The organism is Pseudomonas sp. 1L-C-7-B-C1 (assembly GCF_057291635.1).
This window is the reverse complement of the sequence record NZ_JBXAWH010000001.1, coordinates 79,079-103,695: the sequence shown is the minus strand read 5'-3', so window position 1 is coordinate 103,695 and position 24,617 is coordinate 79,079. Positions and strand designations below refer to the sequence as shown.

The window sequence follows — 24,617 nt, the reverse complement described above, 5'->3', positions numbered from 1 at the left end:
GGCTGACCTGTTCAATAGACACGTCACGGCCAACGGGCTAAGGTCGCCGCCTTCAAAAAAGGGGCGACCATGGGCTATCTACTTTTCGTGACGCTGATTCAGGCGTTTTCCTTCAGCCTGATCGGCGTTTATCTGGCCGGGCACGTCGACAGCTACTTTGCCGTGCTGCTTCGCGTGGTGCTGGCCGGCCTGGTCTTTATTCCACTGACGCGCTGGCGTCGGGTCGAGTCGTCATTCATGCGCGGCATGCTGTTGATCGGCGCGCTTCAGTTTGGCGTCACCTACGTCTGCCTGTACCTGAGCTTCCGCGTGTTGACGGTCCCCGAGGTGCTGCTGTTTACCATCCTCACGCCGCTCCACGTCACGCTGATCGAGGACGCTCTCAATCGACGCTTCAATCCGTGGGGCCTGCTGGCGGCGTTGGTCGCGGTGCTCGGCGCGGTGATCATCCGTTACGACCGGGTCGATCCGAACTTCCTCGGCGGCTTCCTGTTGCTGCAACTGGCCAACTTCACCTACGCAGCGGGGCAGGTGCTCTACAAACACCTGGTGGCCCGTCACCCCAGCGATCTGCCGCACTACCGCCGCTTTGGGTATTTCTACCTCGGCGCCCTGGCTGTGGCCTTGCCGGCGTTTCTACTGTTTGGCAACCCGCAACATTTGCCGGATGCCCCACAACAGTGGGTAGTGTTGCTGTTCCTCGGCCTGTGTTCCACCGCGCTCGGCATGTACTGGTGGAACAAAGGCGCTTGCCTGGTCAACGGCGCCACACTGGCGGTGATGAATAACCTGCACGTGCCGGTGGGACTGCTGATCAATCTGTTGATCTGGGGACAGAACGAGGACTTGGGCAAGCTGTTTTTGGGCGGGCTGGTGATTGTTTCGTCGGTGTGGATCAGTCGCCGCGGTATTGCTCAACGCCGGGCTGTTCTCTGAAACAGCCGGGTTAGAGGCCCGCGTTAACGACATCAGCGAGAGTGATGTTAGATATCTGCATGCTTGGTTTTTCATGTTGGTATCAACCGAATAGATTGGCCCCAACGAAACGACTTAACCAACTTACCAGCAACTACGCGGAGATCTACATCATGAAAAAGTCCATCGCCTTCGGTTTCGCCTTGTCCATCCTGGCCGCCGGTTCTGCATTCGCCAGCCCTGAGCACATCAACCAACGCGCCATCGTCGACGCTTCCAGCGCTACCATCCTGGACAGCAAAGTCGCCAGCAAAGAGGCGGTCAAGCCCTTCGCTACCCAGACTTCGGGCACTGTGACCGTCGCTGAAAACCGTAAAGAGTTCGGTTCGAGCTACCAGCGTGAACGTTAATTCTTTGGGTGTTTGAATGCCCAAACATAAAAGCCCGGCAGACGCCGGGTTTTTTGTGGTTTGAATTAAAGTGCGTCGGGTTTACTCCGTTTTCATGCTCAGCTGATAACAGCTAACCTTCAAACGTCATTAGATGTTGTGCATTCGCAAGAAGGGAACAAGTGCTGCCGCTACTTGTTCTGGAGCATCTTCTGGCTGCAAATGCCCACCCCGCGTTGGGCTGCCGGTCACGTTGGTTGCCCAGCGCCGCCAGATGTCGATGGGTGTCGGGCGGTTATCAGCGTGATCGGCATCCGGCCATAGCGCCAGCACCGGGCAGGGCAGCTTTCGCCCTGCTGCGAAGTCTGCTTCGTCCAGCGCAAGATCCTCATCCAGCGCAGACCGGTAATCTTCAATCATGGCCCGACGCACCGAAGGTCTGCGAAATGACGCCCGGTAAGCTTCCATGGCCGCCGCGTCGATCACCTCTCGCCCCTCAGTCATCTTCTCCAGCGCGAAATCAATGAATGCATCCGGGTCAGCAGCCAGCAAGCGCTCGGGCAGGTCCGCCTGCTGAGCAAGCAAAAACCAGTGGAAGGCCTTGTTGGCGCCGCGAAAATCCATTGCGGTCAGCGCATCCAGCGTCGGCACCACCGCGAGGGAGGCGAATGCGGTGATCCGCTCAGGATGATCAAGGGCCATGCGATACCCGGCCCGCGCCCCTCGGTCGTGACCAACCACCGAGAATCGCTTATGTCCCAGCTTCTCCATGAGTGCCACCAGTGCGTTCCCGACGCGGCGCTTCGTCCATCGAGGTGTTGTTTGCCTGATCAGGCTCGAGCCGTACCCTGGGAGGTCCGGGGTGATCACCGTATGAGTCAGCGCCAGCGCTGGTGCAATTCGCCGCCACGCGATGTGGGTTTGCGGGTAGCCGTGGAGCAGGAGCACTGGTGGGCCATTACCCCCAATGACACCGGCGAAGCGAACTCCGCCTGCTTCCATGTCGAGTGACCGGAAGTCACTAAAGAAAGGTGTGGAGGTTGCACGTCTCAGCTCGGACATCAGCCAGCCTCTTAGTCTGCTTTCAGTGGCCCTGAGCAGCGGTCACAGATGTGTCCATGAACTGAACCAAATCCCGATTGAAGCGCGTGGCTTCTTCCAGAAACGGCGCATGGCCCGAGCTCTCGTACAGCTTCGTCTGAATGCGAGGGTTCAACTGCCTGGCGCGGACGATGCTGGGCTGAACCTGAACCAGCTCATCCTTTTCGCCATACACCATCAGGACCGGCACGCGTGCCTTGGGCAGTCCTTCTGCCACCGCGACGGTCATCGAGGGCGTGGCGCGGGTCATCGGCCAGGAAGCCATGGCAGCATTGGATAACAGCAGCTCGAACGTGGCCGAGTCTGGCCGGGTCTGGAAGCAGAGCGCAAGAAAGGTGCGCACGGCGTCCAGATGGGTTTTCAGATCCTCGGACGCCAGGCCTGCATAGACATCAGGGTGGGATGTGATCAGCGCGGCGTTAAGTTCGATGACGCCGTCGACGTACATCACCCCGCCAATATCAGCGTCCCCATAGGCGGCGAGGTAGTTCGACATGACCACGCCGCCCAATGACCAGCCGACCAATACCGGCTTACTGGCGCCGGTTGCCTTGAGCACGGCGGCCAAGTCATCGGCGTATCGGCGCCCGTCGGTATAGGCGTCGGTATGTTCCGGCTTGTCGGAAAGACCATGACCACGCAGGTCGTAGGTGATCATGCGATAGCGTTGCAGCTCGGCACTGCTCGTTTGTTTCTCCCAGTTGAGTCGACTGCCCAACAGTCCATGAATGAAAACAATGGCAGGGCCCTGTGGATTGCCTGACTCTTGCACCGCCAGCTTGATGCCATCCGGCGAAGTCACGGTGTAGCTCCGGTCCGCGGCCACGGTCAGCGAGGACAGGCCTCCCAGCAGGAGGACCGCGCAGGTGCTGCGCAGCATTCGGGTAAATCGAAGGTAGTTCATGGGGACTGCTTCCTGACTTCAAGGTGGGAAGCAAAGTCTAGGCAGGCTCGTTGGGACGTTCTATGATCCAAAACGCTTATTATTTGATTATACGTCCTGACTTGGTTCCCTCTTTATGCATCCTTCTGCCAACGCCCTAGTGGGTGAATTGCTGTCAGGTATGCGCTTGTTCGGCGTGCAGTTCCGCAGAATGGAAGTTCCAGTCTCTCAGGGCATTAGCTTCAGCAACGAAGTGGGCCGGGCTCAATTTCATTTTGCGGGGCGCGGGCCGCTTTGGCTGCGCAGCCCGGGCGGCCATCTTCATCGGCTCGACACGGGGGATGCCGTGCTCCTTCCCCATGGAGGGCCCCATGGGGTATTGGCCTCTGAAAATACCCGCGCCGCCGAGGTGAAGCCCTTTGCTCTGGACGCTTTTGCGAGGGATGACGGCGGTGAGAAGTCCCTTGTTGATCAGAAGCGAGAAGGCCGCGCGCCGATTCTCTTCAGTTGCTGCATGACGCTGGAGCTCGGTGGCATGCAACCGCTCGTAACGGCCATGCCAGAGGTGTTGCAGGTGAGTACCCTGCTTGAGTCATCACCCGAGATCCGCCCCATGCTTGAGGCGATGGAGCGTGAGTCGCTGACCCTTCAGGCGGGGCACATGGGAATCCTGGCGCGTCTGGCCGAAGTGGTCGCCGCCCTGATCGTACGAGGCTGGGTGGCTGGCGGATGCGGCGGCGCCTCGGGCTGGTTGAGCGCGTTACAGGATCCCCGACTCAGCAGGGCGCTGGTCATGATGCACAAACAGCCCGGCCATAATTGGACAGTGGCATCGCTTGCAAAGGAAGCCGGGCAATCCCGCTCTGTGTTTGCCCAGCGGTTTTTCCTTGCAACCGGCGTCACTCCGCTTCGATACCTGACGGACTTGAGAATGCGTCTGGCGGTTCTCCGGTTGAGTCGCGAACGTCAACCGGTTGAAACCGTCGCCAGCGAGCTGGGTTACGGATCATTGGCCGCGTTCAGCCGCGCGTTTAAACGGTCGGTGGGCATGTCCCCAGGGGCGGTGCGCGTCAGAAACGGCGCGGCGTCGTAACTCACTGCCAAGTGCATATCCAAGACCTGCCTCTTGGATGGTTATGGATCGGGAGCACAGCACCAACCCCCGGGTGGGATAAATGCCCCCAATGAAGACAATACCGCTTCATTGGCGAATATACCTGAGCCATCAGGATCCACCGAGGCTGGCAACAGGACCTGGCCTATGTTCGCGGGCAGTGTCGAGCACTCGATTTTCCAAGGCGCTTCACCCGCGCGATGCTGGCCGAACGAGAGCTCGCAAGCCAACAGGGAGACGCTTTGTTCGCGGCTTCCGGATTGGCTGAGCAACTCTCTTAAATCGGTACCCGATGGCAGTGGCTCAGGACGGCTCGCGGCGAACAGAAAGTAGTCCCCCGCCAACAGCAAACAGCCCTGACGCGCTGGGTCATCTATCCCCTGCAACCATTGCCCACGGCATGCGCCAATCGAACGAGGCAGTCGATCCCATATTTCGTAGTAGCTGTCATCCAGCGCCGTTTCGATAAGGCAATCGCTGGTTTCAAAGCGCATGCGTCCAATGTCTTCGTCGCCGTTGACCGGCTGATAGTCCATTTTGCGATGCCATTGGCAAATGTCGGCGTCGACCTGCGTCACCCCGGCGAAGCCTTGCTGTTCACTCAGCGCCAAGTGTTGAGCATCGCTGAGGGCTTCAAGCGCCAAAGGGGACAGCGGATTACTGGGGATTCGTAGGTCCGCGAACAGTCGCGGTGTCTGTAGCCAATACACCTCGGTTTCGCTGTCCGAGTGCTCTGAGCGACGCTGGATCAATCGCCGCTTCCAGACCCCCAGGTATGCGTTGGGGACTTGACTCATAAATGTTCCGATCCGCGCAGAGGGATTTTGACTGGCGTTGACGCTTCGGGCCGGGACGCTAATGGCAATTGCACATTCTCATTCGACTACATCTTCGCCAACCCCATCCGCAAATCCGCGCCACTCGGCTGTTGATAAACGCCCAGCCCGAACTCCGGCAGCACGGCCAGCAGGTAATCGAAGATATCCCCCTGAATCCGCTCGTAGTCCCCCCAACTGGTGGTGCGGGTAAAACAGTAGATTTCCAGCGGAACGCCCTGGGCGGTGGTTTCCATCTGGCGGACCATGCAGGTCATGTCAGGGTGAATGTCGGCGTGGCTTTTCAAGTACGCCAGCGCGTAGGCGCGGAACGTGCCGATGTTGGTGATGCGACGGCGATTCGCTGACATTTCGGCGACGTTGCCCTGTGCCTCGTTCCACGCCCTCAGCTCGGCTTTTTTGCGGCCCATGTAGTCGGTCAGCAGGCGGACCTGGGTCAGCTTCTGTTCTTCTTCATCGGAGACGAATCGCACGCCGCTGGCGTCGATGAACAGGCTGCGCTTGATCCTGCGCCCGCCGGATTGCTGCATCCCGCGCCAGTTCTTGAACGACTCGGACATCAACCGCCAGGTCGGGATCGACACGATGGTCTTGTCGAAATTCTGCACCTTCACGGTGTGGAGCGTGATATCCACCACGTCCCCGTCAGCGCCGACTTGTGGCATTTCGATCCAGTCGCCCACGCGCAGCATGTCGTTGCTGGTGAGCTGCACGCTGGCGACGAAGGACAGCAGGGTGTCTTTGTAGACCAGCAGAATCACCGCCGACATCGCGCCGAGCCCGGACAGCAGCAATAACGGTGATCGATCGATCAATGTGGCAACGATGATAATCCCGGCAAATACGTACAGGATCATTTTCGTCAGTTGCACGTAGCCCTTGATCGAGCGGGTGCGGGCGTGTTCGGTGCGCGCGTAAATGTCCAGCAGCGCGTTGAGCAGCGCGCCGACGGTGAGCATGAGGAAGAGGATGGTGAACGCCAGCGCGATGTTGCCGAGCACGTGATTGGCGGCAGTGCTGAGATTCGGGACCAGATTCAGCCCGAATTGAATGACCACCGAGGGCGTGACCTGGGCCAGTCGATGAAAGACTTTGTTGTGCAGAAAATCGTTGAGCCAGAACAGCGACGGCTGGCGGCTCAGGGCCTTCATGGCGTAGAGGATCATCCATCGCGCCAGACGCCCGAGCGCGAAGGCAGCGACGAGCAGTAACAGCAATCCGGTGATCGTGCGCAGCATTGGCTGGTTTTCCAGCAGCGTCCAGATTTCCTGGGCGCGTAGCCAAAGCGAATGGGTGTCCATGGGCGCTGGATCTCCTGATCAGAAATGGGGGGCGCGATTAGAGCATTGATAGTGAAGCGAGGGCAGGGTAGGCCAAATCCGGTAACAAAATAGGCCCTTTGAGCTAAAGAGGCTCGGCGAATCAGGCGTAAACCGGTACCCTATGCGACTGTTTTTTTGTATTACGCCGAGGTAACACCCGTGTTCTCCCAATTCGCCCTGCACGAACGCCTGCTAAAAGCCGTGGCCGAACTCAATTTCGTCGAGCCTACGCCTGTGCAAACAGCGGCCATTCCGCTGGCGCTGGAAGGACACGATCTACGGGTGACGGCGCAGACCGGCAGCGGCAAGACTGCCGCGTTCGTATTACCGATGCTCAATCGCCTGATGGGCCCGGCCAAGGTTCGCGTCGACATCCGCGCCGTGATCCTGCTGCCGACCCGCGAGCTGGCCCAGCAGACGCTCAAGGAAGTGGAGCGTTTCTCCCAGTTCACGTTCATCAAGGCCGGCCTGATCACCGGTGGTGAAGACTTCAAGGTCCAGGCGGCGATGCTGCGCAAGGTTCCGGACATCCTGATCGGTACGCCGGGCCGCCTGCTGGAGCAACTCAACGCCGGCAACCTCGACCTCAAGCAGGTTGAACTGTTGGTCCTCGACGAAGCCGACCGCATGCTCGACATGGGCTTTGCCGAAGACGTCGAGCGTCTGGCCGGCGAATGCGCCAATCGTCAGCAGACCATGCTGTTCTCGGCCACCACCGGTGGTTCGGGCCTGCGCGAAATGATCGGCAAAGTCCTGAAAGACCCGCAGCACCTGCAGGTCAACAGTGTCAGCGAACTGGCACCGGGCACCCGTCAGCAGATCATCACCGCCGACCACAACGTGCACAAAGAGCAGGTCCTCAACTGGCTGCTGGCCAACGAGACCTATCAGAAAGCAATCATCTTCACCAACACGCGGGCCATGGCCGACCGCATTTATGGCCGCCTCGTGGCGCTCGAGTACAAGGCGTTTGTGCTGCACGGCGATAAAGACCAGAAGGATCGCAAGCTGGCGATCGATCGTCTGAAGCAGGGCGGCGTGAAGATTCTGGTGGCGACCGATGTCGCGGCCCGTGGCCTGGACGTCGACGGCCTGGACATGGTCATCAACTTCGACATGCCGCGCACCGGTGACGACTACGTTCACCGCATTGGCCGCACCGGCCGTGCGGGTGGCGAAGGTCTGGCGATCTCGCTGATCACCCACGGTGACTGGAACCTGATGTCCAGCATCGAGCGCTACCTGAAGCAGAAGTTCGAGCGCCGCACGATCAAGGAAGTCAAAGGCACCTACACCGGGCCGAAGAAGGTCAAGGCGTCGGGCAAGGCGGTCGGCGTGAAGAAGAAAAAAACCGATGGCAAAGGTGACAAGAAGGGCGACAAAAAGAAAGCCGTCGCCAAGGGCCCGACCAAACGCAAATCGGTAAATCGTCCGAAGGCCGAGCCTTTGGTCAGCCAGGACGGGATGGCGCCGCTGAAAAAGCGCGTCACGCGTCCGCCCGTCGCCGAATAACCCCCTCCTGCTTCCCGGCCAGCCCGCTGAACGGCTGGCCCTCCACTGGGTCACAACCACTGAGCATCAAGCCCGATGACCGGACGTCACGGGTATTGCCCTGTTGGCCCACTGGAGGTTAAAACATGTCTAAACGATACGACTGGGACCTGATCGAGCGTCTGCTGCACCACGTACAAAACAGCGTCGCGATCGAGGATGCGTCAGAAACCCATGCCGCAGAGTTGAGAGCGCTGTTGCTCGAACGCGGGTTCATTGCCGCCCACACCAGCGGTGCAGGTGGGAGTGGCGAAGGCGCTACCCTCACAGCAAACGGCGCGAGCCTGCTGGCGATGATCGACAGCAGCATTCCGGGCAATGACCATCCGCGTCAGGTGCTGGATGAACAGGCCGACGCGCTGGATCCGGCCACTTTTGACGAAGTGGCCTCAAAGGCGCAAATCGCCTGATCCCGAAAGCGTCCTGATCAGGACGCTTTTTTCATGCTCTTGTAGCAACTCAAATCCGTGAAGTCCTTGCGCACGTCCGCGATCTTCGCCAGCAACTTCTGCCGTTGATCCGCCGTACTCTGCGCCATCAGGTCTGCAATGAGGGAAATCGCTGCCTGCTCGGTATGGTCGTAGGTCGCGCGGTACTCAGGTGTCCAGAAGGTCTGACGATCCTGCAACAGGCTGGCGATCTTCTGATCAAAATCCCCGGCCTTGCGCTGCTTTACCGCCGCCAGCAACAGCGACTGCCAGTGCGCGCGGTTGTCGATCCATAAGCGATTCTGCTCCCCCAGCGACGTCGACCACTGCATCACTCGCGCCTGCTGCGCGGCATTCAGCTTGCCCATCCACGGTGTCAGCCGTTTCTCCATGCGTTGGGCGCGTTCACTGATCTGCTTGTCCAGCGGCTGGTCGACGTATTCATCCTCATGCTTGCGCAGGTCCTTCGCGAACGCGGCTTGCATCTCGCTCACTTGCTGATCGTCCAGCTGACGCAGCAGCTCGACCGCCGACGGCGTGATTTCTTTGGAGAGGGTGGCGATGGCTTGCCGCGCTTCGGCGGTGCGTGCCTTGAGCTGCTCTTGATTGACCTGGTTGTTTTCGACCATCCCTTGCAGACGGTCAAGCCAGTCGAGGTAACCGGGAATCTGGGTGGTGCAGTGCCAGCTCAAGTGCTCCTTCAAGCGCTCATCGAGCCAGTCTTTCTGCGACGCGTTCATGTCCAGGTAGTCGTTGAGCGACCAGGGAATGATGAAGTCCAGATGCCGATACGTCAGACCAATCTGACTGCACCCCGCCAGCAGCATCAGGCTCAGCCATAGCGAAATAAAGGTCTTCAACACAATGCCCATGACAGCTCCTTGCCGGTTCGTCTCCCCGTTATAGAGCAAGTCAGGTCATGGCGGTTCAACCCATCAGAAAAACGAGCGCACAACCTTGAGCGTGACGGTGCTTTCGCACTGCGTGTTGTGCCCGCTGTAAGCGCTGCAATCGGCGCCGGTCAGGCTCGAACCGCTGTACATCAGGTTCATGTCCATGCCCAGCACGGGGCGCGACACGTTGAAGGACCAGTCGCTGTAGGCATTGACCACGCCGCCGCCGTCGATGATCGAGGGCGAGTCAAGCTGGTGATTGCCGTACTGCATGCGCAGGTCCAGGCCCAGCGGAATCATGCTGCCCAGGTCGAGGAACAGGGTGCTGTCCTGGCGGCCGGCGTCAGTGCTGAAGGCGGTGCCGATGCGGCTGTCGAAAATGCGGAAACCGGCGTAAAGCTCATGACTGTCGAGCTGAGCGGTGTTTGGGTAGCTGTAGCGAATGACACCCAGTTCATAGCCGAGGGTTTTGTCGAAGGGCTTCTTGAACCCCATGTAGGAATCGACTTCCAGCGAAGTATCGGGCGCCAGCCCGGTGCTGGGGGACCATTGCCCGAAGTAGAAGCCGCTGTCGTGGGTCAGGTCGAGTCCGCCATGGAATTTCGAATCGGCACCGCTCGGCGTCACCAGGCCTTGGGCCATGGTGCGGCTGGGCGTGGTGCCGAGCTTCAGGCTGAAGTCGCCCAGCTCCCGCTCGATGACTTGAGCGCTGGCGGCGTGATGCATGAGAGCGGCGCAGGTAAACACCGCACCGGTCCAACGGTTGAAACAGCGAGCATAAGGCATGCTTCACTCCTTTCAGGTTTCAGAGGAGTGGGTCGAAGGTATCTATGCTGGCGGCGAATGGCCCGACAAGAACCGCGATCTAGAGCGTCGCAAGGATACCGCCGATTGGCGATATCTCGCGACCATTGGTCGATTCGATGCAGATGGGCTGAATGTAGCGATCAGTTCCCGGGGGAAATCAGCTGATTGACGACGATCAACGCTTGGGGGAAAGAGGGGTAACCACTGGTGGCGACATCGAGCTTTTCGTACCTGGCACGGCAGGCGCGGGCCTTTTGCTGATCTTCCTTTCCAGCCCGTTGTGCCTGTAAGGCGATGGCCAGCGGATAGTTGTGATCGGCCGAGTCATCGAGCTTGGCATCAACCTGTTTCGCGCTGGCGTTCTGACGCAAGAGCAGTATCGCCTGGTAAAACTCCGCTTCGCCGGATGTGTCCTCGCGCGCTGCCCGCTCAAGCAGCGCGCTGGCAAGCTCGTCGTTTTCGGCGCGGCGCTCGTTGATCAGCAGCTTGGCCTGGAGCATGTCGTTCTGATACAGCAGATAGTCGGCCCGGCATGCGCTGCCTGCCACCGAGGTGTCGCAACCGTGGGTCGCACAGCCGGTCAGCCCGAGGCTAAGCAGGGCGCCGATGATCATCCGTTTGTTCATAGCGGTTTCCGCAGAGACGTCAGCAGATCAGGGTATCGTCCGTTCTTTCCCATGACCCATGCATAGCAGCATCAATGAGCGGTCATGTGACGAGAGTAAAGCAGAGCTTTGTACAGCGAGGGAGCGATAGACCTGGCGCTTTGTGATCAAAGCGCCTGGATGTCGACCGCGGAGGCGGGAGAAAATTTACTTTTTGCCGAGGGAGATCTGTTTGGATGGGCCGAAGGTCTGGCCGCTGACACCTTTGGCGATCTGCTGGATCTCGCCACCGGATTTCAGGAAAGCTGCAATTTGTGCGTTGATCGAATCGCTGGTCTCAACGGCAGGAGCTGGCTTGGCTTTCGAGTTGGATGCTTTTACACGCATGGCTGCAATTGACCTATATAAATTTAATACGGCCGGCCATCCTATCGGAATTGGCCGGAAATTGCTTGGGTATTATCGGACGAGGGGAGGGCTGCTCATCGCGATGAGCAGCGGAAACATTTCCTGAGATGAGCCACTAAATGACTGTTTTAATTGCGATGTTCAACATGGCTTTCTCTCAAATCGAGCCAGCGTTCAAGGCGGCAACGACGCTCAGCGACCTGACGAATGGCTTGCGTCCGGCATCCTCTGCGCAGAGTCGTTCACCAACCCGATGATTTTCAAGGTCGCGAGCTGACGGCAGTGGCCAATCCGGAATGCCCGTCCGAATTCGGGTAGAATGCCGCCCACGTAACGAGGGTATCTGCACATGGCTTTAGTCGGGCGCTACAACAGTTTGCAAGTGGTGAAACACACCAACTTCGGTTTATATCTGGACGGGGCACAAGACGGCGAAATTTTGCTGCCCAATCGATATATCCCCAAAGATATTCCCAGCGAAGATGAAGACTGGCTCAACGTCTTTATTTATCTGGACAGCGATGACAAGTTAATCGCCACCACCGAGAAGCCCAAGGTTCAGGTGGGTGAATTTGCCAGTCTCAAAGTGGTTGAAGTCAACAGCATTGGCATCTTTCTGGATTGGGGCCTGCCCAAGGATTTGCTGCTGCCGTATTCGGAAGAAAAGCAGCCGCTGAAAGCCGGTGATTACTGCGTGGTGCATGTCTACCTCGACAAACACACCCGCCGCATCACCGCGACCACGCGTCTGGATCGCTATCTGGACAAGGCGCCGGCGAACTATTCAGTCGGGCAGGAAGTGGACTTGCTGGTCGCCGAAGAGACCGCGATGGGTTTCAAGGCAATCATCAACAACAAGCACTGGGGCCTGATTCACAAGAATGAGGTGTTCAAGTTCCTGCGTTCGGGCAAACAGGAAAAAGGCTTCATCAAGGAAGTGCGCAGCGACGGCAACATCAGTCTGAGTCTGCAGCCGGTGGGCGAACAGCTTGCCAGCAGCCTCAACGCGCAAATCCTTGGCAAATTGCGCGACAACAACGGGGTGCTGCCTGTCAGTGACAAGAGCGATCCACAGGTCATCAGCAATCTGTTCGGCGTCAGCAAAGGAAACTTCAAGAAAGCGATCGGTGCACTGTACAAACAGGGCCAGATCGTTATTCACGCCGACCGTATCGAGCTGGTCTGACGTGATACTCGGCTGCAGCGCGGGTTGATCTGCGCTGCGGCCTTCTGATTAGCCTTGCCAGATCACTTCTGTACGAAACTGGCGAAGCTCAGATTCGCGCCGTTCGGGCGCATGTCCTTCAAGTACGAATCCTTGTCCGCCGAAAGCTCCAGGCTCACGGTGGACTTGCGCTTGCCTTCGTTGCGAACTACCACTGCGTCTTTCTGATCGCGCAGGAACTTGGTCGTCACCTTCAGGTGAATCAACTCATCGGTGCTGGGCGTGTGCAGAAGCAAATGCAGCCACTCGTACTGACCCACCGCCAGACGGCTCATGGGCAAATCAAACCACCAGATATTGCGCTTGGGGTCGAGCACGGCGAAGTGCGTGTTGTTGGTGCCGAGCACGGCGCCGCCGAGCTGTTCATTACGGCGCGCAATGGCTTGCTGCTTATCGGGTTTCATAACATTCCTGGATCACGGTCTCGTCAACCTGGCCCGACGCCCTGAGCGCCGCCGGTTCGGTCGCGCATTCTCCGGGGTTCTCGGGGAAACATAAAGGCAAAATTCGCGAGCTCCAACAGGGACGCTGAGCGTCCCGGGATGCGTGACCACGCAGAGCGTGGGAACGATCAAAATGTCACCGCCTCGACTGTCCTCTTCCCGGCTAAAGCCGGTCCCACTAAAACCACCGAGTGCCTGTAGGACCGGCTTCAGCCGGGAAGCTATTGACCTGCTTAACGCACCCTCGCGAAATAATTGAACCTCTGATTCACCGCTCCGGTCAGTTCTAGTGTCGAGTTAATGACATCCTATTTCCACCCTGGAGTGAATCCTATGAGCAGCACCGGCGATAAAGTCAAAGGCATGGCCAACGAAGCGGTAGGTAACGTCAAGCAGGGCGTCGGCAAAGTGACCGACAACGACAAACTGCGTGCCGAAGGCAAAGCGCAAGAAATCAAAGGCGAAGCGCAACAAACCGTTGGCGACGCAAAAGACGCTGTGAAAAAAGGCGTCGACAAGGTCTGAATCCCTTGCGCCCGGAGCCCGCATGCTCCCGGCGACCAGATTCGCAACACCGTAACGGCCATCCTCTGATGGCCGTTATCATTTGCGTCGCCGACCGCCTGAAACACATCAAATGTAGCCAATACCCCGGGCGCCCTGTAAAAAGCCTGCCCGTTCGGGCAACCGACGGAATTTCAACGCAATTGCCCGCTCGTATGCATACCGCTTGTAGAAACGCCTGAATCAATAACCGTGCTTCGGCTACATCTGTGTCGCGAAGGAGACGCCATGATATTCCCGGACTTGCGCCAGCTCAGCATCAAGACAGTGTTGGTCAGAACGGTCAAAGAGTTTCTCGATGACGAGATGTCGACCTATGCCTCGGCACTGGCGTACCAAATGCTGTTCTCGCTGTTCCCGTTCCTGCTGTTCCTTATTGCCCTGATCGGCTTCCTGCATTTGCCGGACTTTTTCAGCTGGCTGCGACTACAGTCCGAGCTGGTGCTGCCGCCGCAGGCCCTCGATCAGGTGAACCCGGTCATAGACCAGTTGCAACAGTCCAAGGGGGGCCTGCTGTCGATCGGTATCGTCATCGCGCTGTGGACCGCTTCGGCCGGCGTGCGGCTGATGATGAGCGCCATGAACGCCGCGTATGACGTGGTCGAAGCGCGCCCGGCCTGGAAGCGCATCCCCCTGTCGGTGTTCTACACCATCGGCATTGCCGGGATGCTGCTCACGGTTGCCGCGCTGATGGTCACCGGCCCGCAGGTCATGAACTGGCTTGCCGCGCAGATTGGCATGGAAGACTTCATCGTCACCTTGTGGACGATTCTGCGCTGGCCGCTGATCATTCTGCTGCTGATGGTGGCGGTGGCGATCATGTATTACGTGATGCCCGACGTTAAGCAGAGCTTCCGCTTCATTACCCCAGGCTCAGTGCTTGCAGTTGTGGTGTGGATCGTCGCTTCGCTGGGCTTTGCCTATTACGTGAAGACATTCGCTGACTACAACGCGATGTACGGCAGCATCGGCGCGATCATCGTGCTGCTGCTGTATTTCTACATCTCCGCAGCGGTGTTGTTGCTTGGCGCTGAGATGAACGCTGTCATCGAGCACATGTCAGCCGAAGGCAAAGAGAAAGGCGAGAAGGAGGAGGGCGAGCGCGATGGGATGGCCGATTTTAATACGGTCCACCTCAAGCAACACGTTTCCGGACTCGGCCGCGATCACACCCATGACCAAGACTACACCCCAACGCCACCGGTGCTGAAAACCGACAAATTCTGATCACGCTCAAGGCACACGGCGCCTGCTTTTGGCGCCGTTGCCCGTTGCAGAGGGCCCGCAATGATTCGCGAAATTCTGAAAATGGGTGACGAGCGCTTGCTGCGCATTGCGCCACCTGTCCCCGAGTCGATGTTCGGCTCCCGTGAGCTGAAGATGCTTATCGAAGACATGTTCGAAACCATGGAAAGCGTCGGCGGTGTCGGCCTGGCTGCGCCCCAGATTGGCATTGACCTGCAATTGGTGATCTTCGGTTTCGAGAGCAGCGACCGTTATCCGGATGCAGAAGCCGTCCCCCAGACCATCCTGCTCAATCCGCTGATCACACCGCTGGAGCAAACCCTGGAAGAGGGCTGGGAAGGCTGTCTGTCCGTCCCGGGCCTGCGTGGTGTGGTGGACCGCTACGAGCACATTCGCTACGAGGGTTTCGACCCGGACGGCAAGCTTATCCAAAGGGGAGCCCGCGGGTTTCATGCGCGGGTCGTTCAGCATGAGTGCGATCACCTGATCGGCCGCCTGTACCCGTCACGCATTACCGACTTCAGCCGCTTCGGCTTTATCGAAGTGCTGTTCCCGGGAATGGACCCGAACGCGGACGAATAACGGCTTCGGAATTCAACGAAATCTCGAGGGCAGCTGAGTACCTGTGTGGGAGTGAGCTTGCTCACGAAAAGGCCGGTACATCCGCCCGATATCCACCGGTTTGAACCTCCTGTTCGCGAGCAAGCTCGCTCCCACAGGTTATGCAGCGGCCGGGAGGGCTGGTCTATTCCTTTCGCTTTGGTGTCAACGCCACGATGACATCGAAAGATCCAGCGTCGGCCAGCTCATTATTTCTCTGGCTTGATAAACCGCAGGGTCATGCGGTCGGACTCGCCGATTGCCAGATACTTCGCCTTGTCCTGTTCGCCCTTGACCAGCGCCGGCTGCAGTGTCCAGACCCCGTCAGGATAGTCTTTGGTGTCCTTGGGGTTGGCGTTGATTTCGCTCTCGGCCGCCAGTTTGAAACCCGCCTTCTGCGCCAGTTTCACCACATAGTCCGTCGGCAGATAGCCGTTCTTTTCGTTGTCCTTGGCAGTGGTGCCGGGTTTGGCCCGGTGGTCGACCACGCCGAGCGTCCCGCCCGGTTTCAATACCTCATAAAACGCCTTGAACGTCGCCGCTTCGTTGCCGGCATCGACCCAGTTGTGCACGTTGCGGAAGGTCAGCACGGTGTCGGCCGAGCCTGGCTTGCCGAAGACCGGCGCCTCGGGCGCATAAGCCACGATCTCGACCTTGCCGTAATGGGCAGTGTCGGCGGCGTATTTCTGCTTCAGGCTGTCGGCGGATTTCTTCGCGTAATCGCTGGCGGCGGGGTCGACGATGGCAGCAACGTAATGCCCCTTGTCTTTGAGCAGCGGCGCCAACAGTTCGCTGTACCAGCCATTGCCCGGCGTGATTTCGATGACCGTCTGATAAGGGCGCAGGCCGAAGAATTTCAGCGTCTGCTCGGGGTGCCGGTATTGATCGCGTGCGGCATTTTGCGGGACTCGCCAGTCGCCGCTGAGGACGCTCGCGAACTGCGCGTGAGTAACTGTGGATTCAGGCGCAGCACTCGCCGCCGCCAATCCTGTCGCCGAAAGTGCCGCGAGAGAGAGAACCATAAGCGCCGGTTTCATGTGCATCCTGCTCAACCAAGAAATGATCGGCGAGGCTAGCACGCAAGGCCGGGCCTGCGATGGCACGTTTGGTTTGGTTTACCGCAGGAAAAGTTCTAAGCCTGTCAGCCGGTCAATCTGCGCTGCGCACGAGCGAGATCAACGGCTTGGTCTGTCGATAACGCGCCAGCCGTGGGGCCAGCTCCTGCGGCAAATCCTCAACCTCAACGAAGCCGATCCGCTGATAAAACCCGCTCAACTCTGGCTCACAGAACAGCCAGACGCTCCCTTCAACCGATATCAACGCTGCCGCGATCAACCCTGCTGCGAGACCGCGTCCGCGCTCGGCTGGCGCAACGAACAACCCGGTCAACCACTGCCCACCCGCAACAGGCGTCAGGCATAAGGCGCCAACAATGTCCGGCTGGCGCGCCACCCACATCTGCGCCTCGCCTCTGGCACGCATGGGCGAGCGATGGGCGCGGTAAAACTTCTCCAGCAAGGGACGCTGCAGGTCGGGGAGGGGCAAGAACTGAATGTCGGGCATGTGCGTTGTGCGTCGAATCAAGATCGCTTGGGCGCATCGTTCTACCCTCATAACCAATCGATCTACAAGTTTTTCCTGCGTCGTTGCACAACCGGTTATCAGCCCGAATGCAGGAACCGGCAATGCCCAACTACCTGGACGACGCGCAGCGCGAAGAGATCAAGCGTCTGCGTGCAAGCTTTACAGGCCGCACGGAATGGCCGACCTGGTTGCTGCTGATCGGTGTGTTCACAGGCTGGCCGACGTTGCTGGTTGCCAGTCCGCACCTGGGCGTGTGGCCGACAACGCTGTTGATGATCCCGCTGCTGGTGCTGTGGATGTCGGTGCAACACGAGGTGCTGCACGGCCACCCGACCCGTTCGTTGCGCTTGAACAAGCTGCTCGGTTACGCGCCCTTTGCGGTGTGGTATCCGTACACGCTGTATCGCGACACCCATATGCAGCACCACTGCGATGAAGACCTCACGGTACCCGGTCGCGATCCGGAAAGCCGCTACTTGAGCCAGCTGGACTGGAAGCAGACCGGCACGCTGATGCGCGTGTTGCGGTGGCTCGACAAGACGCCGCCGGGGCGTCTGGTGTTTGGTGTGCCGTTGGCGCTGAGCAGTCTTATCGTTGGCGAAACCCGGCGATTGCTGCGTGGCGAGCGTCAGGCCTGGGCGATGTGGTCGACACACGGTGGAGTGCTGGTGCTGATGTTTTTATTCATTGAGCATTACAGCGCGATCTCGGCCGTGCATTACGTGATCTTTTGCAGCGTACCGGCGCTGGCGGTGTCGATGGTTCGCTCTTATTACGAGCACCGCCCTGGCGAGTATTCCCAGGAGCGCACGGTGATCAACGAAGCCTCCTGGCCATGGGCCTGGCTGTTCCTGAACCTGAACCTGCATCTCGTGCACCACGACTTGCCCGGCTTGTCGTGGTATCACATGCCGGTCGTGTATCGGGCGCGGCGCGAGCAGTGGCTGGCACGCAGCGGCGGATTTCTGGTGGCCGGTTACGCGGAACTCTTTCGTCGCCACAGCTTCAATCCTATCGACAGCCCGCAACATCCCCATGTTTGAAACCCCAGGTCTGATGAGGAACACCGAACATGCCCCAAGGCTTCGCCGAACTGTTGATGTACGTCGCGCCGCCGCGCGTTCAGCAGGCGCAAGAGCAGTGGCTGAAACGAACACTGGAAATCCTTGGCGTGGAGCGTCTCGATGCGCAGGCTCTGGATCTGAAAACGCTGTGGCTGTCGCCGCACTTGCTGCTGGCCCAAACCTGCGGTTATCCCCTGATGACGGAATTACAGGGCAAGGTTCAGGTGGTCGGGCGGCCTGTTTATCAGTTGCCCCACAGCGCCGATGGAAGCCATTGCAGCCTGATGGTCGCCCGTGAGGACGATCCGCGTCAGGAGCTCGTCGAGTTCAGAGGCAGTCATGGCCTGCTGAATTCGCGGGATTCCAATTCCGGCATGAACCTGTTCCGCCACGCCCTCGCGCCGCTTCAACAGAATGGGGTGTTTTTTGCTGATGTCACGCTCACCGGTGGTCATCGCAACAGTCTTGCCGCGATCAAGGCGGGGGATGGCGATCTGGCCGCCATCGACAGCGTGACCTTCGACTATCTGGCCCGCGACGGCAGCGAGGAAGTCGCCGGTTTGAAGGTGATTGCTCGTACGGCGGAGGGGCCGTGCCTGCCCTATATCACGCGGCTCGGTGCCGATGCTGATGTCATTCGCGCGGGGATGAATCAGGCGCTGATCGAACTCCCCGATGTCGCCCACGTGTTGGCGGTCAGCAAGGTGTTGCCCGCTAGCGTCGAGGATTACCAGGTGCTGCTCGATTACCAGCAGCAGGCAATAGCGCGCGGGCTCGCTTCGCTTTAGTTATTCCCTGATCGTCTATAAGAATCACTTTTAAATATTTTTACTGCATAACCGCGCTTGCTAGCATGGCCTCTCGGAAAGTCCCGATGATAAAAATTTCAGGGCAGGGGATGTCTTATGGCTGGCGCCGACGTTGTGCATCGCCAATACCTCAGCGAACTGTTTGTGCAGCACCACGCGTGGCTATGTCTGCGCTTGCGTCGGATGCTGGACTCCGAGCAGAGCGCCGAAGACGTCGCCTCCGAAACCTTTCTGCAATTGCTGGCCTCGCCCAACGTTGTGCCAATTCGCGACCCGCGCGCGCTGCTGACCACCATCGCCCAGCGGCTGGTGTATGAGCGCTGGCGGCGGCGTGATCAGGAGCGCGACTATCTGGAAAGCCTGGCCCAAGAGGCAGAGACCCCATTCGCGTCGGCGGAAAGCCACGCCGCCACGCTGCAAATCCTTGACCGCCTGGATCGACGCCTTGACCGCCTGCCTGCAAAGATCAAATCAACCTTTGTGCTCTCGCGCCGCGGCGGGCTGACCTATCCTGAAATTGCCGCGCAGCTGGGCATTTCCCGGCGTTCGGTGAGCGACTACATGGATCAGGCTGAAACCTGTTGCCGCCGCGCTTGTCTGGAATAAAGCGTGTGCTGTGCCCGGCCAACTGTGCCAAACCGATTGAGCTTCTCCCATCCCCGAGCGACGAGAGACATCCATGACACCAATCAAAAAACTGCTGGGCGGCTCGCTGCTGGCACTGGCTGCCCTGACGGGCTCGGCGTACGGCGCAGAAAAGACCGCGCCGATTCATTTCGGTGACATCACGTGGGAGAGCGGCAGCCTGATCACCGAAATCCTGCGCACCATCGTGGAAAAAGGCTACGGCTATCCCACCGACACACTGCCCGGCAGCACGGTGAGTCTGGAAGCGGCGCTGGCCAAGAACGACATTCAGGTGATCGGCGAAGAGTGGGCCGGTCGCAGCCCGGCGTGGGTCAAGGCCGAGGCCGAGGGCAAGGTCCACGGCCTGGGCAACATCGTCAAAGGCGCGACAGAAGGCTGGTGGGTGCCGGAGTTCGTGATCAAGGGCGACCCCGAGCGCGGCATCAAACCGCTGGCGCCGGACCTGAAATCGGTATCCGACCTGCCCAAATACAAGGACGTGTTCAAGGACCCGGAATCCCCGGACAAGGGCCGCTTCCTCAACAGCCCGACTGGCTGGACGTCGGAAATCGTCAACACCCAGAAACTCAAGGCCTACAAGCTCAACGACAGCTATGTGAACTTCCGTACCGGTTCCGGCGCTGCCCTGGATGCTGAAATCGCATCGTCCATCCGTCGCGGCAAGCCGGTGTTGTTCTACTACTGGTCGCCGACGCCGCTGCTGGGTCGCTTCAAGCTGATCAAGCTGGAAGAGCCGCCATTCAACGAAGCCGCGTGGAAAACCCTATCCGACGCCAGCAATCCCAACCCCATCGGCTCCAGCTCCCTCGCTGCCCACTTGGCCATCGGCGTGTCAGAACCGTTCCGTCAGCAGTACCCGGATCTGGTGAGCTTCTTCGAGAAGGTGGACCTGCCCATCGACCAACTGAACAAGACGTTGGGCGAGATGAGCGAAAAGCGCCAGGAACCGAACGTCGTGGCGAAAAGCTTCCTGAAGGATCACCCGGAGGTCTGGACCGCCTGGGTGCCGGCCGAGGTTGCCAGCAAGGTGAAGGCGGGCCTGTAAGCGCTTTCTCCTCAAACTGTGGGGCAAGGGGGTTGCCGCTTGTCCCACAGGCAACCCTTTCCTGTAGGAGTGAGCTTGCTCGCGAAGAGGACGGAACATTCGCTGAATCTCCACGGGCTGTACTGACGTCTTCGCGAGCAAGCTCACTCCTACAGTGATCGCGTGTACATTACCCCCCCCACGCAACCATTACCGCGACCGACAACCCTGACTGGCGACGATGCTCGCCGTGCGCCAAGCTCAAGGCGTGTAACGATCCTCTCGCGAGCCCGCGATCATGAACCCTCTATTCCTTCCCCTGCATACCGAACGCCTGATCCTGCGCGAGCTCACCCCAGACGACACTCCGGCGCTGGCGCAAATTCTGGGCGATGCCGAAGTGATGCGCCATTCGGTAGCGGGGGTGTTATCGGAAAAAGCGACGGGCGAGTTCATTGACTGGTGCCGGATGTCCTACCGTGAGCGCGGTTTTGGTCCCTGGGCGGTGGTGGAGCAATCCACATCAACCCTGGCTGGCTTCTGCGGTCTCAATGCCGAGCGTGTGGATGAGAAGGACGAGGTCGAGATTGGTTACCGGCTCGCGACCGGGTTCTGGGGGAAAGGCCTGGGCACCGAAGCAGCCCGCAGCGCGATGTCTTACGGCTTTGAACAGCTGGGCTTGTCATCGCTGATCGCCATTGTCCAGCCGACTAATCTCGCGTCGGTCAATGTGATCAAAAAACTCGGTTTCGGCGGGTTCGTCCACAGCCAGTATCACCGACAGGGCGTGAGGATTTACCGCATGACCGCGCAGCAATGGGCCTCTGTCGTCTAATGTAAGTGTCCGGTTTAACCAAGATCCCTGTAGGACCGGCTTCAGCCGGGAAGACGTCAGGCGGCGCAATGCAGAACTCATCGTGTACACACTGGCCTCTTCCCGGCTAAAGCCGGTCCCACAAGGTACCCATTGCTCGGCCGCAAATCGCTCACCGATGGATATCTCGCCCCTCAACTGTTAGCGTCCAGCAGACAATCAAAGCGTTGATCACCGATAAAAAGTCGCCGGGAGAGGACATGGGATATTGCAGATCGACAGCGTTGACGATGATGAAGGCGTCACTCGGGCTAACGCTGTTGGGCGTGATGGCCCTGCATAACGTGACATTGGCCGGCGAAACCGCACCCGCACCTGTGGCCGGGGATTCCGCGCTGACCTTCGTACAGGATCGGCATCTGGGCGAGAGTCTGGGCTGGCTGGGTTATCAGGTCGCTTCCCACACAGTAACCTTCGCCACGATTGTTGAGACCGTCGGCCGCACCAAGGCCCAGGAAATCGTGCAGGACGAGTTGCAAAGCCTGCAGCCGCAGTATCAGCAGGAATGGGACCGCAACCTCGCGGCCGCCTACGCCGCATCCTTCAGCCCCGAAGAGCTGAAAGCGCTGGACGCTGCGGACCCGGCGCCGGATGTGGCCAACAAATTCCGCAACAAGCAGCGCGATGTCGGCGCTGACATGAAGGACCGCTCCAGTGAGCTTCTCAAGGTTTACGTGTCCACCGCGCTGGACAACGCGCTGAAAAAAGCCAAGCCTTGAGCGCGCGTTTTTAGAAGCGTTTTTTCGATCATCCCCCCGTCACAAAGGAAAGGAGAGACCATGGACCCGTTCATGCAAGCGGCCATTGATGAGGCGCAGAAGGGCCTGGACGAAGGCGGTATTCCGATCGGCTCGGTCATCGTCCACGACGGCAAGATCATCGGCCGTGGCCACAATCGTCGCGTCCAGGAAGGCAGCGCCATCAAGCACGGCGAAATGGACGCCTTCGAAAACGCCGGCCGCCAGCCCGCCCGCGTTTACCGCGAAGCCACGCTCTACACGACCTTGTCGCCCTGCGCGATGTGCAGCGGCGCGATCCTGCTGTACGGCATCCGCAAAATCATCGTCGGCGAACATGAGACGTTTATGGGTGAGGAAGAATTGCTCAAGTCCCGTGGCGTGGAGGTGGATGTGCTGCACGACGAGACCTGCGTCGGACTGATGAAGCAGTTCATCGCGGACAAGCCTGAGCTGTGGAATGAGGACATCGGCGAGTAGTCAGCGTACTCCCCGGCGTCCTGACGCCGTTCTGTCTCACAGTAAACACCGTCCATGTGGGAGCGAGCTTGGTGTTTCAGGCGCTAGAGAAGCAGCGGCTGTGCTGACCTTTTCGTGAGCAAGCTCACTCCCACAAGAGATATTCGTTGCGCGGTACTCCAAGGTCAGGCCACACAGATCTGCGCTGCCCGGTGTTTCAGCGTCAGGCGCAGAACCTGTGGGAGTCAGCTTGCTGACGAATGCGGTGGGTCAGCACCATTCAGGCCGGCTGACAGAATGCCTTCGCGAGCAAGCTCGCTCCCACAAGACTGTGGCTGACATGAGATCTCGACCCGTGCAGAAAACTTGTGGGAGTGAGCTTGCTCACGAATGCGGTGGGTCAGGCGAGAAGGGGTAGCCCAGGCAGACCGCTTTCGTGAGAAAGGTGGAATGCCACCCCGGTCACTCCCATGGTTTGTGCGTAGGCAGATCCATCGAATGCCTCCAGGCCCCGCCCGCGATTCACACCACCAACGTCAGCCACGCCGACACCAGCAACAGCACCGCCATCACCTGATTGAAGCGCTTCATGCTGTTCGCTGAGCGGCAGAATTTCGCGGCGCTGACGCCCAGCCAGGCCCAGGCGCTCATGCACGGGATCGACACCAGGAAGAACGCCAGCGACAGCCACATCACCCTCAGCATGCGGTCGGCGTCGGTGCCCGCAAAGACGCTGACCACGGCCAGCGCCATCATCCAGGTTTTCGGGTTGACCAGTTGCAGGCTCGCCGCGCCCCACAGGCCCAGGCTCGGACCGCTGCGGGTTTGCGTTGGGTCGACTGCTTCGGCGGGCGCGCTGAAGATCTGCCACGCCAGCCAGGTCAACCAGCCGATGCCGACCCATGACATCAGCGTTTGTACCTGTTGATGACGGGCCAGCACATCCCCCAGCCCGGTGCCGACCATCAGCACCAGTAATGCCGCGCCGGCACAGGCGCCCAGTACGATGGGTAGCGTCCGCAGCAGGCCGTAGCGCGAGCTGTTGGTCAGCACCAGAATGTTCGTCGGGCCGGGCGTGATGGAAGCGACGAAGGCGAACAGCAGGAAGGGCAGGAGGGTTTGCATAAGGCCACTCGGCGGTCATTGATCGTGGAGCAATGATCGGCGCGCAGTCGGCGGTCAGTCTGGAACGTTTGAGCAGCGTCGGCGGTAGTCTGCGGGGGTCATGCGATAGGCGCGCTGGAACCAGCGGCCCAGATGGCTTTGGTCGGCAAAACCCAAGGCCGCCGCGACGCTGACAGGCGCCTCGCCCCGCGCCAGCAGGTGCCGGGCGCGGGTCAGGCGCAGCTGGATCAGATAGGCATGGGGCGCCAGGCCGAACGCGGCCTTGAACGCGCGACTCAGGCGGAAACGGTCCACGCCGGTCACATGGGCCAGATCATCCAGACCGATGTCCTGATGCAAGTGGCTGTGCAGATAATCACGCGCTCGCTGGGCCACCAGTGGCAGGCGCGGATCGGGCGTGATCAGGGTGCGCCAGCGCAGGTGGCTGGTCAGGTTGGCGAGCAGGTGATCCAGCGCGGTCTGGCGGACGATGCGCAGTTCATCGTGGTGCATCGCTTCGAAGGCGTTGGCGGTGGCGATGGCCAGGCGCGGGTCTTCCGCCAGCGTCGCCGCGAAGCTCAGTTGGGCGTTGTCCGGCGCTTCTTCAAACTGCGCGCGCAATTCCCGGTCCAGCCAGCGCGGGTCCAGGTACAACGTGCGGTAGGTGAAGCCGCCCGCTTCCGGGGCGGTGCCGTCGTGGATGTCGCCCGGTTCGAGCAGAAACACTTTGCCCGGCGTGCTGTTGTGCTGCTGTCGACGGCAATTGAATTGCTGCAGACCCTGTTCGGTGATGCCCACCAGATAACTGTCGTGCCAGTGCGGATCGTAGGCATGGCCCTCGAAATGCGCACGCACGGTCTCGATGCCGGACGTGGCGTCCTGCTTGAGCTCGATCCAGTTGCGGTCGGACATCGCGGTGCCTCTGAAAGGGCTGGTTTTGATAGGCGGTCGGTCAATCCTAAATACGTTACCGCGCCGCTTACGG

General features: G+C 59.6%; 29 protein-coding genes. 16 read left to right on the top strand and 13 right to left on the bottom strand.

Annotation, left to right across the window (positions count from 1 at the left end):
• Positions 1–69: 69 nt before the first annotated feature.
• Both AC0Z8Z_RS00490 and AC0Z8Z_RS00485 read left to right on the top strand, forming a co-directional pair.
• Positions 70–936, top strand: a complete 867-nt coding sequence (locus tag AC0Z8Z_RS00490; protein ID WP_485617354.1) for a carboxylate/amino acid/amine transporter — start codon at positions 70–72, stop codon at positions 934–936.
• A 152-nt stretch (positions 937–1,088) separates the two neighbouring features.
• Positions 1,089–1,325: a hypothetical protein gene (locus tag AC0Z8Z_RS00485; protein WP_485617352.1), complete on the top strand. Its 237-nt coding sequence runs from the start codon at positions 1,089–1,091 to the stop codon at positions 1,323–1,325.
• Between the two features lie 129 nt (positions 1,326–1,454).
• Here AC0Z8Z_RS00485 and AC0Z8Z_RS00480 read toward each other — a convergent pair whose 3' ends face one another.
• Positions 1,455–2,366 (bottom strand): alpha/beta fold hydrolase, encoded by a 912-nt coding sequence (locus AC0Z8Z_RS00480; protein WP_485617351.1) that lies wholly within the window; start codon positions 2,364–2,366, stop codon positions 1,455–1,457.
• A gap of 22 nt (positions 2,367–2,388) precedes the next feature.
• Positions 2,389–3,309 carry an alpha/beta fold hydrolase gene (locus AC0Z8Z_RS00475; RefSeq protein ID WP_485617350.1) on the bottom strand — a complete coding sequence of 307 codons (921 nt, stop codon included), beginning with the start codon at positions 3,307–3,309 and terminating at the stop codon, positions 2,389–2,391.
• A 115-nt stretch (positions 3,310–3,424) separates the two neighbouring features.
• Between AC0Z8Z_RS00475 and AC0Z8Z_RS00470 the strand changes: the two genes are divergently transcribed.
• A complete protein-coding gene (locus AC0Z8Z_RS00470) occupies positions 3,425–4,381 on the top strand; it encodes a cupin domain-containing protein (protein ID WP_485617348.1) in 957 nt (318 codons plus the stop codon).
• 41 nt (positions 4,382–4,422) lie between these two features.
• Here the strand turns inward: AC0Z8Z_RS00470 and AC0Z8Z_RS00465 are convergent, their stop codons facing one another.
• Complete coding sequence (locus AC0Z8Z_RS00465) at positions 4,423–5,154, bottom strand: hypothetical protein (protein WP_485617347.1); 732 nt, start codon at positions 5,152–5,154, stop codon at positions 4,423–4,425.
• Between the two features lie 131 nt (positions 5,155–5,285).
• Entirely contained in the window at positions 5,286–6,539 is a 1,254-nt protein-coding gene (locus tag AC0Z8Z_RS00460; RefSeq protein WP_485617346.1) for a mechanosensitive ion channel family protein, read from the bottom strand.
• A gap of 180 nt (positions 6,540–6,719) precedes the next feature.
• Between AC0Z8Z_RS00460 and AC0Z8Z_RS00455 the strand changes: the two genes are divergently transcribed.
• Positions 6,720–8,072 carry a DEAD/DEAH box helicase gene (locus AC0Z8Z_RS00455; RefSeq protein ID WP_074891698.1) on the top strand — a complete coding sequence of 451 codons (1,353 nt, stop codon included), beginning with the start codon at positions 6,720–6,722 and terminating at the stop codon, positions 8,070–8,072.
• 125 nt (positions 8,073–8,197) lie between these two features.
• Positions 8,198–8,521, top strand: coding sequence for a hypothetical protein (locus AC0Z8Z_RS00450; protein WP_172609377.1), 324 nt, complete (start codon positions 8,198–8,200; stop codon positions 8,519–8,521).
• Between the two features lie 17 nt (positions 8,522–8,538).
• Here the strand turns inward: AC0Z8Z_RS00450 and AC0Z8Z_RS00445 are convergent, their stop codons facing one another.
• From AC0Z8Z_RS00445 to AC0Z8Z_RS00430, 4 genes are all read right to left on the bottom strand, one after another.
• Entirely contained in the window at positions 8,539–9,411 is an 873-nt protein-coding gene (locus AC0Z8Z_RS00445; RefSeq protein WP_485617345.1) for a DUF6279 family lipoprotein, read from the bottom strand.
• Between the two features lie 63 nt (positions 9,412–9,474).
• A complete protein-coding gene (locus tag AC0Z8Z_RS00440; RefSeq protein ID WP_485617344.1) occupies positions 9,475–10,218 on the bottom strand; it encodes a TorF family putative porin in 744 nt (247 codons plus the stop codon).
• A 161-nt stretch (positions 10,219–10,379) separates the two neighbouring features.
• Positions 10,380–10,865: a hypothetical protein gene (locus AC0Z8Z_RS00435; protein WP_485617342.1), complete on the bottom strand. Its 486-nt coding sequence runs from the start codon at positions 10,863–10,865 to the stop codon at positions 10,380–10,382.
• A 186-nt stretch (positions 10,866–11,051) separates the two neighbouring features.
• The gene (locus AC0Z8Z_RS00430) at positions 11,052–11,231 is read right to left on the bottom strand and encodes a hypothetical protein (protein ID WP_037012170.1); all 180 of its coding nucleotides are present in this window, start codon (positions 11,229–11,231) and stop codon (positions 11,052–11,054) included.
• 370 nt (positions 11,232–11,601) lie between these two features.
• On the opposite strand from AC0Z8Z_RS00430, the gene AC0Z8Z_RS00425 reads away from it, so the two are divergent.
• Complete coding sequence (locus tag AC0Z8Z_RS00425) at positions 11,602–12,438, top strand: CvfB family protein (protein ID WP_122622291.1); 837 nt, start codon at positions 11,602–11,604, stop codon at positions 12,436–12,438.
• A gap of 62 nt (positions 12,439–12,500) precedes the next feature.
• Here AC0Z8Z_RS00425 and AC0Z8Z_RS00420 read toward each other — a convergent pair whose 3' ends face one another.
• Positions 12,501–12,881, bottom strand: a complete 381-nt coding sequence (locus tag AC0Z8Z_RS00420; RefSeq protein ID WP_485617340.1) for a hypothetical protein — start codon at positions 12,879–12,881, stop codon at positions 12,501–12,503.
• A 372-nt stretch (positions 12,882–13,253) separates the two neighbouring features.
• On the opposite strand from AC0Z8Z_RS00420, the gene AC0Z8Z_RS00415 reads away from it, so the two are divergent.
• The 3 genes from AC0Z8Z_RS00415 (at position 13,254) to def (ending at position 15,311) form a co-directional block, all read left to right on the top strand.
• Positions 13,254–13,445, top strand: coding sequence for a CsbD family protein (locus tag AC0Z8Z_RS00415; RefSeq protein ID WP_272630440.1), 192 nt, complete (start codon positions 13,254–13,256; stop codon positions 13,443–13,445).
• A gap of 267 nt (positions 13,446–13,712) precedes the next feature.
• A complete protein-coding gene (locus AC0Z8Z_RS00410) occupies positions 13,713–14,711 on the top strand; it encodes a YihY/virulence factor BrkB family protein (RefSeq protein WP_122536612.1) in 999 nt (332 codons plus the stop codon).
• 60 nt (positions 14,712–14,771) lie between these two features.
• Positions 14,772–15,311 (top strand): peptide deformylase, encoded by a 540-nt coding sequence (gene def / locus AC0Z8Z_RS00405; RefSeq protein ID WP_485617338.1) that lies wholly within the window; start codon positions 14,772–14,774, stop codon positions 15,309–15,311.
• A 227-nt stretch (positions 15,312–15,538) separates the two neighbouring features.
• Here def and AC0Z8Z_RS00400 read toward each other — a convergent pair whose 3' ends face one another.
• Both AC0Z8Z_RS00400 and AC0Z8Z_RS00395 read right to left on the bottom strand, forming a co-directional pair.
• A complete protein-coding gene (locus AC0Z8Z_RS00400; protein WP_485617336.1) occupies positions 15,539–16,366 on the bottom strand; it encodes a class I SAM-dependent methyltransferase in 828 nt (275 codons plus the stop codon).
• 112 nt (positions 16,367–16,478) lie between these two features.
• Positions 16,479–16,892 carry a GNAT family N-acetyltransferase gene (locus AC0Z8Z_RS00395; protein ID WP_485617335.1) on the bottom strand — a complete coding sequence of 138 codons (414 nt, stop codon included), beginning with the start codon at positions 16,890–16,892 and terminating at the stop codon, positions 16,479–16,481.
• Between the two features lie 122 nt (positions 16,893–17,014).
• Between AC0Z8Z_RS00395 and AC0Z8Z_RS00390 the strand changes: the two genes are divergently transcribed.
• The 7 genes from AC0Z8Z_RS00390 (at position 17,015) to AC0Z8Z_RS00360 (ending at position 22,549) form a co-directional block, all read left to right on the top strand.
• Positions 17,015–17,956 (top strand): fatty acid desaturase, encoded by a 942-nt coding sequence (locus AC0Z8Z_RS00390; RefSeq protein ID WP_122535457.1) that lies wholly within the window; start codon positions 17,015–17,017, stop codon positions 17,954–17,956.
• 29 nt (positions 17,957–17,985) lie between these two features.
• Complete coding sequence (locus tag AC0Z8Z_RS00385; RefSeq protein ID WP_485617334.1) at positions 17,986–18,765, top strand: phosphate/phosphite/phosphonate ABC transporter substrate-binding protein; 780 nt, start codon at positions 17,986–17,988, stop codon at positions 18,763–18,765.
• 117 nt (positions 18,766–18,882) lie between these two features.
• Complete coding sequence (locus tag AC0Z8Z_RS00380; RefSeq protein WP_172609367.1) at positions 18,883–19,392, top strand: sigma-70 family RNA polymerase sigma factor; 510 nt, start codon at positions 18,883–18,885, stop codon at positions 19,390–19,392.
• 73 nt (positions 19,393–19,465) lie between these two features.
• Positions 19,466–20,479 (top strand): ABC transporter substrate-binding protein, encoded by a 1,014-nt coding sequence (locus tag AC0Z8Z_RS00375; protein ID WP_485617333.1) that lies wholly within the window; start codon positions 19,466–19,468, stop codon positions 20,477–20,479.
• A 277-nt stretch (positions 20,480–20,756) separates the two neighbouring features.
• Complete coding sequence (locus AC0Z8Z_RS00370; RefSeq protein WP_485617332.1) at positions 20,757–21,293, top strand: GNAT family N-acetyltransferase; 537 nt, start codon at positions 20,757–20,759, stop codon at positions 21,291–21,293.
• A gap of 239 nt (positions 21,294–21,532) precedes the next feature.
• Positions 21,533–22,051, top strand: coding sequence for a hypothetical protein (locus AC0Z8Z_RS00365; RefSeq protein WP_485617330.1), 519 nt, complete (start codon positions 21,533–21,535; stop codon positions 22,049–22,051).
• A 60-nt stretch (positions 22,052–22,111) separates the two neighbouring features.
• Positions 22,112–22,549, top strand: a complete 438-nt coding sequence (locus AC0Z8Z_RS00360) for a nucleoside deaminase (protein WP_172609363.1) — start codon at positions 22,112–22,114, stop codon at positions 22,547–22,549.
• Positions 22,550–23,050: 501 nt separating this feature from the next.
• Here the strand turns inward: AC0Z8Z_RS00360 and AC0Z8Z_RS00355 are convergent.
• Positions 23,051–23,653 (bottom strand): LysE family translocator, encoded by a 603-nt coding sequence (locus AC0Z8Z_RS00355; RefSeq protein ID WP_122622283.1) that lies wholly within the window; start codon positions 23,651–23,653, stop codon positions 23,051–23,053.
• A gap of 54 nt (positions 23,654–23,707) precedes the next feature.
• The gene (locus AC0Z8Z_RS00350; protein WP_485617327.1) at positions 23,708–24,544 is read right to left on the bottom strand and encodes an AraC family ligand binding domain-containing protein; all 837 of its coding nucleotides are present in this window, start codon (positions 24,542–24,544) and stop codon (positions 23,708–23,710) included.
• Positions 24,545–24,617 lie beyond the last annotated feature (73 nt).